The organism is Thermoleptolyngbya sp. PKUAC-SCTB121, from assembly GCF_016919485.1.
GTDB lineage: Bacteria > Cyanobacteriota > Cyanobacteriia > Elainellales > Elainellaceae > Thermoleptolyngbya > Thermoleptolyngbya sichuanensis.
Window position 1 is genome coordinate 381,334 of sequence record NZ_CP070366.1, and the last position, 13,369, is coordinate 394,702.

The window sequence follows — 13,369 nt, forward strand, 5'->3', positions numbered from 1 at the left end:
CGTTATGGATACTCTGCTGTCTTCAAGTCCAGTGGCGATCGCCCCACCGCGCTGCCCAGACCTGCTGGCCCCCGCCGGCAACTGGGACTGCGCCCGTGCTGCGGTCGAAAACGGAGCCGACGCAATCTATTTCGGGCTGGATCGGTTTAATGCGCGAATGCGGGCGCAAAACTTTACCGAAGCCGATTTGCCGGAATTGATGGCATTTCTACATCGGCGCGGCGTGAAGGGCTATGTCACGCTGAACACGCTGGTCTTTCCGGCAGAACTCGCCGAAGCCGAGCAGTATGTGCGAACTATGATCGCGGCAGGCGTAGATGCGGCGATTGTTCAAGATATCGGCATTTGCCGCCTAATTCGCCACCTGTCGCCCGACTTCCCCATCCACGCCTCCACGCAGATGACCATCACCAGCGCTGCCGGGGTCGCCTTTGCCCAAGCGCTGGGCTGCAACTTGGTGGTGCTGGCCCGCGAGTGTTCGCTGAAGGATATCCGAAAGATCCGGCAGCAACTGGGCGATTCCCTCAGGGATCGCGGCGCGAATCGCGCGATGTCCATGCCGCTGGAAGTTTTTGTCCACGGGGCGCTTTGCGTCGCCTACTCTGGGCAATGCCTGACCAGCGAATCCCTCGGCGGCCGCTCTGCCAACCGGGGCGAGTGTGCCCAGGCCTGTCGAATGCCCTACGATCTCATTGCAGACGGGCAGAAGGTGGATTTGGGCGATCGCCACTATTTGCTCAGCCCCCAGGATCTATCTGGACTCGACGTATTGCCCGACCTGGTAGCCACAGGCGTAGCCTGCCTGAAAATCGAAGGTCGCCTGAAATCGCCAGAATACGTCGCCAACGTCACGCGGGTCTATCGCAACGCGCTTGATCGCGTTTGGCAGATGGTTTCAGAGCGCCAGAGCGATGAATTCGCAGCACGCCCCAGCGCCTCATCTCCTGAAGACCGCTACAACCTCGAAATGGCTTTCTCTCGCGGCCTCTACACGGGATGGTTTCGCGGCATCAACAACCAGGAACTTGTCCATGCGCGATTTGGCAAAAAGCGGGGCGTATATCTGGGCGAAGTGACCCGCCTCCGCAACGAGCGAGCCATGATCAGGCTCCAGGCTCCGCTAAAACCGGGCGATGGTGTGGTGTTCGACAGCGGCCACCCCGATGCCCCGGAAGAAGGCGGCCGGGTGTATTCCGTCGAAATGCAGGGTAACGAAGCAACGCTCACCTTTGGGCGCGGCGCAATAGACTGGCGGCGGGTGCGCGTGGGCGATCGCCTCTGGAAAACCAGTGACCCCGAACTGGATCGTCAGCTTCGCCAGAGCTATGCAGGCGACACGCCCAAGGTCCAAAGACCGATTGCCATTGAAGTGCATGGGGAAGCGGGGCAGCCGCTGGTGGCGATCGCCCGCGACGAACAGGGCCACATCGCCCAGATAGAATCGGAACTGCCACTGGCGATCGCCCAAACCCAGCCCCTCACCACCGAACGCCTGCGGGCACAACTGGGACGGCTCGGCAACACGCCCTTCTATCTCGACTCCCTGCAAAATCACCTGGGCAACGCCACCATGCTGCCCCTCAGCGAACTCAACCGCCTTCGTCGGGAACTCGTCGCCCAGCTCGAAGCCCAGCGCGCCCAGCCAAAACCCTGGCATCTCAACCCCCATGCCACCCTGCACACCCTCCTGCCCGCTGCTCCTGCTCCCTCCTGCTCTCCCGCATCCACCAACCTAATCGCCCTCACCCGCACCCTGCCACAACTTCAGGCCGCCCTCACTGCCGGACTCCGCACGCTCTACTGCGAATTTGAAGACCCGCGCAAATACCGCGAAGCGGTCGGGCTGGTTCGGAGTCACCCCAACTCTGACTCCCTGGAAATTTTCGTTGCGCCGCCCCGCATCACCAAACCCAGCGAAACCTGGATCTTGCGGCAGGTGAAGAATGCCCAAGCAGATGGCTATTTAGTGCGAAACTACGACCATCTCCAGTTCTTCGCCGACCAGCGCCGTATCGGCGATTTTTCGCTGAATGTGGCCAACGCGCTCTCCGCCGACTACTTTCAACGGGCGGGGCTAGAGCGACTCACCGCGTCCTACGATCTCAACCTCCAGCAGCTAGAGGGCCTATTGACCAGTTGCCCACCAGACTGGTTTGAGGTCACGATTCATCAGCACATGCCCATGTTTCACATGGAACACTGCGTCTTTTGCGCGTTTCTGTCCCAAGGGACAGACTATACAAACTGTGGTCGCCCCTGCGAAAAGCAGGTAGTCAAGTTGCGCGATCGCACGGGCACAGAGCATATCCTGCAAGCCGACGCAGGCTGTCGCAACACCGTATTTAACGGCACTGCCCAAACTGGAGCAGAAGCGGTTCATCGACTTATGCAGCTTGGGGCACAGGCGTTTCGCCTAGAATTTCTCAACGAAACGCCTGCTCAGGTCATGCAAACCATCCAGCGATATCAAGCGCTGCTGGAGGGAACATTAAGCGGAACTGCGCTGTGGAAAGATCTCAAGCTACAAAATCAGCTCGGCGTGACGCGGGGAACCCTCAATTCTTAACCTACTTTTCTCTTGACCCACTTTTCTGGAGACATCCTCCCTAGATTCGCAAGATTCGCAGGCTGGTTTGTCAATTTAGTTTGTGAATTTTTGATGAACTTATGCCTTCTTTCCTGAAAGGAAGCATAAACCTCGACTAGGCATTAAAAAATCCCGGATCAACTCCCTTAGGATTTCTTCATCTTGTGCCGATTTCTCGTATAGTTTTGACAGGGTTTTCAAGCTGAGACATTAGGTACATGTGTCTTCTAGTCAATCTCTGGGTAACCTGATTGAGGAACCGCGACCAGCGGCTTATGCCCCCTTGCTCGCTGTCACGACTTCCGGGTGTGCCCTAGTTGTGAAAGTAGTGTGTAGTGGTTTGGAGTGATATGGTGAGACGTTGCATTACAAGGCGTTGCGTTGTGGATCACGGTCGATCCTCCCTTTCCCTTGGGACTTGTCTACAGATGCGCTTTTGACTCTGGTAAACCGCTGACCGCTAGAAGGCGCGGCTCAGCGCGATAGGCGGACTAGCACATCCGCTTTTGAGGATGAAGCGCACTCCTTAGGTGCTTTTGCCAAAAGTAAAAATCGGGGCTTTTTGGGTCAGCTCATTCGATCTGCTCAAGCTCGACATTTTCTGCTTGATCTGACCCGACTTGTCCTGTTGCTTTTGCCCCTCTCAAGGTGATTTGGAGTCTTTTAGATTTGGGTTTCTTGCAGGTTCTCATGCTTCCATTTTTGCCACTGTTTCCCCTAGCTCAAGCCACCCCGGCCGAGGTCTACATCCCTACGCCACCTCCACCGACCCCACGACTCAGCCATGTGGTCGAAGCTCAAGAGGTGCGCCCACTGCCGGGGCAGCTTGATTCGGTGCCAGTGTTTAACAGCAACAGCCCGGAACTAGTGCAGCAAGAAGGCATCTTGCTATCCACCTTTCCCCCGCAGGGGATGCGCGTTCCCTCTGCCCACTTGAACTACGCCTTTGAAGGGCGCTTTGACGTGTTCGCCCATCACATTGCAAAAGGGCGCACGCCAACCGACGTGCGGACGCTCTACATTGGGCTTCTGGCCTACAATCCATCCGATCGCCCGGTGACGATTCAGGTTCATCAGTCTGCGAGTTACCTGAGCCAGGAAGCCCCGTTCTACGATCTGCCCTCCTACGTGGCAAACGCCGGACCCACGGTGTTTGCAGGGCCAGGCAGCCGCACCATGGGCGACATCTTGCGAGGGCTGAGCCAAGCCATTTTGCCGGAGCGGGTGACGATTCCACCCCGGTATGTGCAACTGCTGCTAAACGAACCCATTCCCCTGCGGAGCTTGCAGTCTTACCGCAATCGTGAGCCGTTGCCCATTGTCGATCCGGAGGATATGGGGCTAGACGCGGCAGAGGCAGCCGATGTTGTGCAAAACGGTGAGGCGCGTCGCCCGGCTCGTCCATCCAATGCCAATCTGCCCATCAACGGGCGATCGGCGCTGCTGCACTTGTCCAGCGATGGCCCCGTGCATCTGGCGAGTTTGGGCATGTTTGCCAGGGTGAATGGCAACGGCACCGAGCGATCGCCCCGCATGGAGGAGTGGCTGGCACTCTTGCAGCAGGGCGATGTGGCTGGGCCGCGCGATCGCGTTCCAACGCCGCCCAATGCCCGCCAAATTGGTCGGTTTTATTACAGCCGGGTATCTGGCGTGACGCAGGGTTCTCGCTGGGATGCTGTGCTGACGGATGGCGATGGGGTTGATCACTTGACGATTCCCCAGCGGGGCGGAGCGATTTCCTATGCAATTAGCACGGTCGATCGGCACACCCTGGGCACTGGGCAAATTCAGAGTGCGCCCATGCTGGTTCGTTATCCAGATACTGCCTATCGGGGGCATGGCAACTATGGCGTGCGCTACAACCTGACGCTGCCGCTGTATAACAACACCAATCAGGAGCAGACTGTGGCGCTGCTGTTCCAAACGCCAATGAAGGACGAATCGCTGCGGGGTCAGGCATTGCGGTTCCTGAGTCCGCCCGATCGCCGCATCTTTTTCCGAGGGACGCTGCGGCTGCGATATGTGAACGATTGGGGAGTGGCCCAGACCCGCTATGTGCATGTGGTGCAGCGACGAGGACAGCAAGGTGAGCCGCTGTTGACCTTAAATCTGAGACGGGGCGATCGCCGTCAGGTGCAGGTTGAACTGCTCTACCCGCCCGATGCCACGCCACCCCAAGCGCTCACCATCCAAACACTGGCACCAGAACAAGCGCCTCGGCCGACCCCGCAAGAAGAAGGCGGTACAGCCGTTACGCTGGAAGCCTCTCCTCAGCCGTAGGCAGTTCTTTGGGGACAGAATCACATCTGCAACCCCTAAACTTCAACCCCTAAATTTCTAAATTCCGTGGCTCTTGCCGATCACCCAATGCCGCCGGAAAAAGCGCGACAGGCTGGACTCTTGCAGCGACAGGCAAATCGGGCGACCGTGGGGGCAGGTGCGTGGGTTGCGGGTCTGCTGCCAGCGATCGAGGAGGGTTTGCAGTTCGGGTAGGGTCAGCGGCGTGCCATTGCGGATAGCCGTGCGGCAGGCCGTTGCTACCAGCGCCGTTTCCAAATCGCCGCCCAAGCTGAGTTCCAGCAGGGCCTCCGTACAATCTTCCCGCTGCGCCAGCGGAGCCGGAGCCGTGCGGATGGCCCACAGTGCTTCTCCGAAGGGTTCCACCGTCAGCCCAATGCGGACGAGTTGTTCGACCTGGGCCGTCGCGAGGTTGGGCAATAGCGCAGGCGGATCGAGGGGCACTACGGTCCAGCGATCGCACAGTTCTTCATACAACACCCGCTCATGGGCAATGTGCTGCTCAATCAGCCAGATGCCTGCGGGGTGTTCTGCCAAGATGTACATGTTATGAACCTGGGCGATCGCCCGCAGCGGAGTGGGCGCGGAAGAAGGCGGGAACGCAGGCACAGAAGCTTCCTCAGAAGATTCTTCACGAGACTCCTCGCCGATGGGCTGGTTCGGTTCGTCCAGTCTGCCCAGCCTGTAGCCCCCGCCAGACTCGGCAGCCCTCAGCACTTGCCCTAGGCGCTGGCTATGGGCAGCGTCGCTGAGGCTATGGGCATGAAGGCTGAGGGCGTGGGCGATCACCTCCTGCACCTGCGCTTGCAGCCGATCTAGTTCCTTTAGGTAAATCTCGGCTTTGGCCGGGTGGCGATTCCAGTCAATTTGCTCCGGCGGCAGATGCAGATGCAAGAAGCAAACGGGATGGCGATCGCGCGGCAGCGTCCGGCGAAACGCGCCCAGGATCGTCTGCTCCAGTTCTGGAAGCTGAACGACCCGCCCATTCACTGCCACCTTTACCCAATCTGGGCGGCGGCGATGGCAGCGGTCGGGTAGACCAATCAGGAATGTGGAGCGCGGGGGATGGGGCGTGCTGGCATCCTCACCACTCCCATCCGCCCTCAACCCAACTCCCAACTCAACCTCCACCAAATCCCCCGGCTGCACGTCCCGCAGGATTTGGGGCAGGATCTGTCTCGCCGTCTGGCTGGCCCACAGGCTAAACCAGGGGCGATCGCCCTGCTGAACCACCCACGTCACCTGCGGATGGCCCAGCGCCAGATGATAGACCACCTGCTGGATGGCGCGGAGTTGTTGGGTCATCGGCGGCAATCCCTCGCGGCGGGGCAGCCAGTTGCCAAACAGGTGCGAAACCGTGACCACCGTGCCAGGGGCGATCGCCACCGTGGTTTCCAAGACGGGGTTGCCCTGGCAGTCGTAGCGCACCCACCAGCCTTCCGTCGAGCCTGCTAGACGGCTGCCAATTTCCAGATCGGCTAATTGCGCCAAACTATGCAGCGCCTCGCCCCGAAAGCCCAGACTGCGGATGTTCCACAAGTCTTCGCTAGCGTGAATTTTGCTGGTGCTGTGGGGCGCGGCTGCTCGGCGCAAATCGGTATGGCTCATGCCGCTGCCATTGTCCGCCACGCGCAGCGACCACCGCTCGGGCCATACGGCAATGCTGACGTGAGTTGCGCCCGCGTCCAGCGCGTTTTCCGCCAGCTCTCGCACCACCGCCCCCAGCGAGTCGATCACCTCGCCCGCTGCAATGAGATTGACGACTGCTTCTGAAAGGGGCTGGATGGATTGCGTCATCCGGTTTGCTGGGTCAAGACAGAACCCCTAACATTTTGCCTAATTTTGCAATTTACGGGTTAACCTCGATCTTTCGATCCACCCTCCAAACGCGCCAATCCAAACTCGCCAATCGCTAGTGTCCTTAGTTTTTCGCCTGTCCTTAGTTTTTCGCCACTTCGATCTGGCGACCGCTATGGCTGCTCTTGATTGGTCATTTTGGGGGTGGCGAATAAATCGGGACACTAACCAAAATCGAAAATCAACATTCCCACCTATCGCTTCATTCCCACCTATCGCTTCATTGCCCGCTGCATCTCTCGCTTGGCTTGCTTCTGCTTCAGGTCTTCGCGCTTATCGTGCAGCTTTTTGCCGCGTGCCAGCGCCAGAGAAACTTTGACCCAGCCGCGCTTGAGGTACATTTTCAGCGGCACCAGGGTCAGGCCCTGCTGTTCGACTTTGCCAATCAGTTTGCGAATTTCCTGGCGGTGCATCAGCAGCTTGCGGGTGCGGCGGGGGTCGTGGTTGAAATATTGGCTGGCGGTGTCATGGGGTGAAATGTGGACATTGTGCAGCCATACTTCGCCGTTGCGGATGAGGGCGAAGCCGTCGCGCAGGTTGGCCTTGCCCGCCCGCACAGACTTGACCTCTGTGCCGACTAGCTCAATGCCGGCCTCAAAGGTTTCCAGAATCTCGTATTCAAACCGAGCTTGTCGGTTTTCTGCCACCACTTTGTAGCCGTCGCCGTTGTCTGCCATGCGCTCTCGCTCAAAATTACCCAACGCCTTGTGTTACTCGACCACGATTTTCCACTCGTGTAGCTCGTAGCTGACGCAGCCATTTTGCACTAGTGGGTCTTGCGCCACGATCGCCCTAGCTTCTTCCATCGAGTCTGCCTGAAACAGCAGCATTCCTCCGCCCCGCTCGGCCCAGTACCCGGTTTTAGCCTGATGCCCTTTGGCGATCAGGTCACGGACAAACTGCTTGTGGGCTGGCACAGATTGATCAAACGTTGCCTTGTCCACAAGCCCTTTTTCGATCTTGACGAACCAGGGCATGGTGAAGCTGCAAAGAAACAGAGGAGACAGGACGGCAGGAGACAGAACAAAGCGCGATCGCCCTATGGGGCAACCGTTTCGCCCAGCATTGGCTCAGGGACTTGCTGCTCCACGCCAGAATGTCGGCCAAATGAATCGACCGGACTTCCAGGATATCGCGATCGCCCACTATCTGGGGTTATGCGCTGGGCTTAAGAAAACGTAGAGAAGGGCGATCGCCCAGGGTTCACATCCTGCGACTGGGGCGACACCTCGACTGGGGGCACTGGAGGCGGCTCTGGCTGCGTCAATTCTGTCCAGAGCGATCGCCCAATCAGCGCCAAGATCCATGCCAGCAGCGCCAGCAGCACCCCATACAGCAGATTGGTGGCGCGTGCGCCAGACGCTTCTGCCTGTTCCCCAGCCTCCGACTCATCGACTGTGGCCAGGGCTGGCGGATGGGGAGCGCTCGCGGGGTAGGCAAAGGTATCCTCTGGCGGGGGCGGCGCAGGCGGAATGCCGTAGTTCCAGCCTTCCTCAGCAGAACTGAGCGGCGAAACGGGCGGATTTGCAGAGGCAGCGACCTCGCTAGCCAGCCAATCCAATTCCTCGCGGTCGAGTTCTGGCGACTGGGGCACAGTGCCAAACGAAGTTCCCGGATAGGTGCTGGGATCTAGCAGGATGGTCGCTTCATCGTCGTCCTCCAGACCAAACGTGGTTTCGGGCAGCGGGTCTGGCTCGTTCTGCCAATCGGCTGCGGGTGCATCCAGGTCAAACTCGTCTGTTCCATCCAGCCCAAAGTCATCTCTGCCAGCCGCTTCTGCTTCAGAGGGCTGAAACTCTTTACTCCCCAAGCTTTCCAGCCCCAGCCCCAGGTTATCCATCTCGACGCCACCGGACTCATCCAGGTCATCAACTAGCAGTTCCGACGGCAGCGTTTCTTCGCCAGAAGGCATCAGTTCTGTGGGAGCCGTTTCGTCTTCGAGGGTGAACTCGTTGGCTGGGGCACTGTCGTAGATGTTGTCAAAGGCAATCTCATCAAACTCAACGCCAGAAAGGGGTACGTCGAGAAAGTCGGGCGCGTCTGGCTCATCGTCCCGAATTTCAGACGAGGGAATCTCGGTGGGCAGTTGCGAGAGGGGAATGTCTGAGGTTTCCTCAAAGGTTTCCTCAAACAAATCGTTATCCAGCAGGCTGTCCGAGCCATCGGCAGGGTCAAGATCATTCACACTGTCCAAGCTGTCCAAGTTATCCAGGCTATCCAGGTTGTCCAAATTTTCCAGATCAAAGCCAACATCACCCGCAGCAGCAGGCGGAGAGGATTCTGGGGAGATGCTGTCTGCCACCGACTCAAAGTACAGGTCTTGGGCTTCTAGCTCTAGATCCTGCGCCAGTTCTAGGGACTCTGGGGCGATCGCCCGCGACCCCTCATCCTCCAACAGGCCCACCCCAGCAGCATCCAGCAGAGAGCTATTCAGCGTGACATCAATGGCAAATTCGGGCGGTAGCTCACTCAGCCAGGGCGCAGAATCTCCCGCAGGCGCAAAAATCGGCGCAGCAGGAGACTCTGCAAAATCCGCCGGGAAGGGCGCAGGAGCAGACTCGCGCCCAAAGGTTTCGTCAAATTCGCTGGGTTCCGCCATCGGCAGCGCAGTCTCCCAGTCGCCACTGGTCAATTCGTCGGTAGCAAACTCGCTGTTGGCAAACTCATTGTCCAACTCTAGTGCGTCTGGTTCTGCCGCTGCCTCGAACGTTGGTTCCGCAGGCTCCGCCGGATCGGCAGTAAAGTCTGACAGGTTTTCTTCGGTCAAGTTGCCAAACTCCAGATCAGCATCCCAATCATCACCGCCTTCGGTCGTCACGGGTGGCAGTTGGATGTCATCCAGATCCAGGTCGAGGGAGATTTCTTCGGCAACGTAGGGCGGTGGAGTTGGGGCTGGCTCGTCAAAGTCCGTAGAACTGCCGCCTTCGTCAAATGAGGATTCTGGTAGCAGGTCGTCAAACTGAGCTTCGGTTTCAAATCCAGCGGCGATCGCCCCCAAATCATCCTCCTGCCAACTGTTCGCGGCTGGCTCGCCCGTCGCGAACAGTCCTGCAAAATCCCTTTCCAGATCACCAGAATCACCAGACACAGAGGATTCGCTGAATAGCTCTGAACCGCTCGCGTCAAAGTCAAAATCGGCATCGCTCAGCGAAGCATCGTCAAAGTTCGGGCTACCGAATTCTGTGCTGCCAAACTCGGGATTGCCAAACTCGGTATTGTCGAATTCTGTGCTACCGAGTCCCATATCACCCAACCCTGCATCCTCCGGGGTTGATGGGGCTGAGTCCCCAAAGTCCAGGTTTTCCAGACCCGACAATGGCTCACTGGCGCTTGACGGGGTGCTGAGTTCGTCAAAGTCCGTCAGCGGGAAATCGACCTGTTCGGGAGTCAGATCGAAACTGCTGTCCAACGTCGAACTGGATGGCTCCAGATCGGGCAAGCCAAGGTCAAACTCGTCCGCGTTACTCAATGGCTCCATCAATGGCTCCATCGAAAAATCGGATGAGAAATCGGACGACAAATCGGCAGATAGGTCAAACTCGTCTGGTTCCAGCCCCATGCCAGGACGGGATTCTCCAGTCACCGCATCGGTTCCCAAAAACTCGTCGCCCAACTGCGCCAGATCCCCTTCGAGAGAACCGAGATCGCTGAGCATGTCATCGGGCCCGTCGAGCGACCAATCTTGTGTCGATTCCAATGCATTGAGATCCGAGAGCCGCGCATCGCTTGACGGTTCGTGCATTTCTGCGTCGGCGGGTGTGCTAGTTTCAAAGGCGCTGTCGAAAGAACCCGTGCCCTGGTCAAATTCTGAAAAATCGCTGCCCAGATCTGGGGCAGGCAAGCTGCCTTCTAGTCCGTCCAGATCTTCCAGTCCGTCCAGTCCGCTTAGTTCCAGGTCGTTGTCTAGCCCCGCGCCAAGGCCGGTTTCTAGGGCATTATCTAGGTCATCAAAGGAGTCTAGCCCCAGATCGCCAGATTGCAAATCTGCCATCGGGTCGGGTTCTAGACCCGCACCCAAATCCAGATCTGCCAGCAGATCGTCGCCCAGATCGCCTGACAAGTCGCCTGAGATGGGATTTTCAGGGGCGATCGCCCCCAGCGAAAAATCCCCCGAAAAATCGTCGCCCAGAGCGGGCAAGTCGCCCGATGTGAACTCATCCTCAAAATCCAGCGGGGGGGGTTCCAACGACAAGCCCTCTGGCTCGAAGGTGAGATCCGGTGGCGGCGCAGTCAGTTCTGAGAGAATATCGCCGACGGGGTTGGGGGCGGGCGCAATGTCGTCTAGCCCGTCGAGGGAAATGCCTGCATCGTAGGGCGGGGCAGTAGGTTCTGATGGCTCCAAATCACCCAACCCTAAATCGCCCAAATCGGTGACCTCGATTTGTAAGTCCTGCGTCCAGGCAGGTTCGGCCATGCCAAACTGCTGCCCGGCAATCTTGACCAACTGGATTGAGGACACACCCAGGTTGCTGATGCCGTTCTGCACAAACGCAGTAAGTACCTGGCGATTGGGCACCTGCTCTGCTTGCAGCGTGACATACAGGCAGGCTCCCTGGCGATCGACCGAGGCGGTCATGCCGCGCGGCTGTAGGGAGCGATTCATGAGCGTGGCGATCGCCTGTGGGTCACCTTGCTTCGCGAGTTCAAGCAGGTTCGTTTGTGCCATATCTCATCCAGGTTGATCCGTCGCGTGATAACTTTTGCTCTACGATACTTGGAGATAGCCCAGCCGGATCGATTTTTTTATTGAACCCACTCTAGCCCACAGTCTAAAGTTGCTGCCTGCGATACCGTTTGGTGCCCTGGCTACCAGTAAATCTCTTAAGAAGTTCAAGGAATCTTAATTAATCGTTATACATACGCTGCTCTAAAACTGCCATTATCCGGCTCTTTACCTAGCTCGTCCACTCGCCCATCCACCTGCCAATCCCATGAGCATCGGATACCTTGCCTTCGTCCTCCACGCCCACCTGCCCTTTGTGCGCCACCCAGAGAGCGACTATGTACTCGAAGAAGAGTGGCTCTTTGAGGCGATTACGGAAACGTATATCCCATTGCTCCAGGTATTTGAGGGGCTGAAGCGCGATGGCGTTGATTTTAAGCTGACGATGAGCATGACACCGCCGCTGGTGTCGATGTTGCGCGATCCGCTGCTGCAAGAGCGATACGACATCCACCTCGCCAAGCTCGAAGAACTGGCGGAGATGGAAATTGACCGCAATGCCCACACGGGCCACATGAAATATCTGGCAGAACACTATGCTGCCGAGTTTAACAGCGTGCGCCAGGTGTGGGAGCGCTGCAATCATGACTTGGTGGGCGCGTTCAAGGGATTTCTGGATTCCAACAACCTCGACATCATTACCTGCGGGGCAACCCACGGCTATCTGCCGCTGATGAAGATGTATCCGCAGGCGGTGTGGGCGCAAATTCAGGTGGCCTGCGAGAGCTATGAGGAGCATTTTGGGCGATCGCCCAACGGCATCTGGCTACCGGAATGCGCCTACTACGAAGGGGTCGAGCGGATGGTGGCGGATGCGGGTGTGCGCTACTTCATCACCGACGGCCACGGCATTCTCTACGCCCGTCCCCGCCCCCGCTTTGGCACTTACGCGCCGATTTTCACCGAAACAGGGGTCGCCGCCTTTGGGCGCGATCACGAATCGTCGCAGCAGGTCTGGTCATCCGAAGTGGGCTATCCCGGTGCGCCAGAATACCGCGAGTTCTACCGCGACCTGGGCTGGGATGCCGAATATGAATACATCAAGCCCTACATCATGCCCAACGGCCAGCGCAAAAACGTCGGCATCAAGTATCACAAAATTACCGGGCGCGGACTAGGGCTGAGCGACAAAGATCTCTACGACCCCTACTGGGCGCGAGAAAAAGCAGCAGAACACGCTGGCAACTTCGTCTATAACCGCGAACGCCAGGTCGAACACCTGCACGGCATCATGCAGCGCCCGCCCATCATCGTGTCGCCCTACGATGCCGAGCTATTTGGTCACTGGTGGTATGAAGGGCCCTGGTTCCTGAACTATCTCTTCCGCAAGTCCTGGTTTGACCAACACACCTTCGAGATGACTCACCTCTCCGACTATCTCAAGGCGCACCCGACCCAGCAGGTCTGCCGCCCATCCCAGTCAAGCTGGGGCTTCAAAGGCTTCCATGAATATTGGCTGAACGACACCAACGCCTGGATTTATCCACATCTGCATAAAGCTGCGGAACGGATGATCGACCTGGCCAAACGCGAACCTGCCGATGACCTGGAATGGCGGGCGCTGAACCAGGCAGCGCGGGAGCTGCTGCTGGCGCAATCGTCTGACTGGGCGTTCATCATGCGGACGGGGACGATGGTGCCCTATGCGGTGCGTCGGACGCGATCGCACTTGATGCGGTTCAACAAGCTGCGCGAAGACATCCTAGCGGGCAAAATCGACAGCGGCTGGCTGGAAAAAGTCGAGGCGATCGACAATATCTTCCCCAATGTGAACTATCGTGTCTACCGACCGCTCTAGTCCACCCCCTCGCCATGCAAACGCTTCCGCCGACGCAGGATCAGCGAATCGTTCAATCGGGGCGCACTTGGGAGCAGTTCAAGCTGATCCAGGAAGGCTTTAGAAA

At 58.2% G+C, this 13,369-nt stretch carries 7 protein-coding genes; 3 read left to right on the forward strand and 4 right to left on the reverse strand.

The genetic code is table 11. From position 1 onward, the window contains the following. Positions 1-4: 4 nt before the first annotated feature. Complete coding sequence (locus tag JTM80_RS01630; protein ID WP_205370442.1) at positions 5-2,566, forward strand: U32 family peptidase; 2,562 nt, start codon at positions 5-7, stop codon at positions 2,564-2,566. Positions 2,567-3,277: 711 nt separating this feature from the next. After that, positions 3,278-4,867, forward strand: coding sequence for a DUF3370 domain-containing protein (locus tag JTM80_RS01635; RefSeq protein ID WP_172353859.1), 1,590 nt, complete (start codon positions 3,278-3,280; stop codon positions 4,865-4,867). 57 nt (positions 4,868-4,924) lie between these two features. Here the strand turns inward: JTM80_RS01635 and mutL are convergent, their stop codons facing one another. The 4 genes from mutL to JTM80_RS01655 form a co-directional block, all read right to left on the reverse strand. Next, positions 4,925-6,682, reverse strand: coding sequence for a DNA mismatch repair endonuclease MutL (gene mutL / locus JTM80_RS01640; RefSeq protein ID WP_205370443.1), 1,758 nt, complete (start codon positions 6,680-6,682; stop codon positions 4,925-4,927). 272 nt (positions 6,683-6,954) lie between these two features. Continuing rightward, positions 6,955-7,419, reverse strand: a complete 465-nt coding sequence (gene smpB, locus JTM80_RS01645; protein ID WP_172353861.1) for an SsrA-binding protein SmpB — start codon at positions 7,417-7,419, stop codon at positions 6,955-6,957. 33 nt (positions 7,420-7,452) lie between these two features. Further along, positions 7,453-7,719, reverse strand: a complete 267-nt coding sequence (locus tag JTM80_RS01650) for a YciI family protein (protein WP_172353862.1) — start codon at positions 7,717-7,719, stop codon at positions 7,453-7,455. Between the two features lie 191 nt (positions 7,720-7,910). Beyond that, a complete protein-coding gene (locus JTM80_RS01655) occupies positions 7,911-11,408 on the reverse strand; it encodes a hypothetical protein (RefSeq protein WP_205370445.1) in 3,498 nt (1,165 codons plus the stop codon). Positions 11,409-11,673: 265 nt separating this feature from the next. Here JTM80_RS01655 and JTM80_RS01660 point away from each other — a divergent pair, with 265 nt between their 5' ends. Further along, the gene (locus JTM80_RS01660) at positions 11,674-13,263 is read left to right on the forward strand and encodes a glycoside hydrolase family 57 protein (protein ID WP_172353864.1); all 1,590 of its coding nucleotides are present in this window, start codon (positions 11,674-11,676) and stop codon (positions 13,261-13,263) included. The last annotated feature ends 106 nt before the right edge of the window (positions 13,264-13,369 follow it).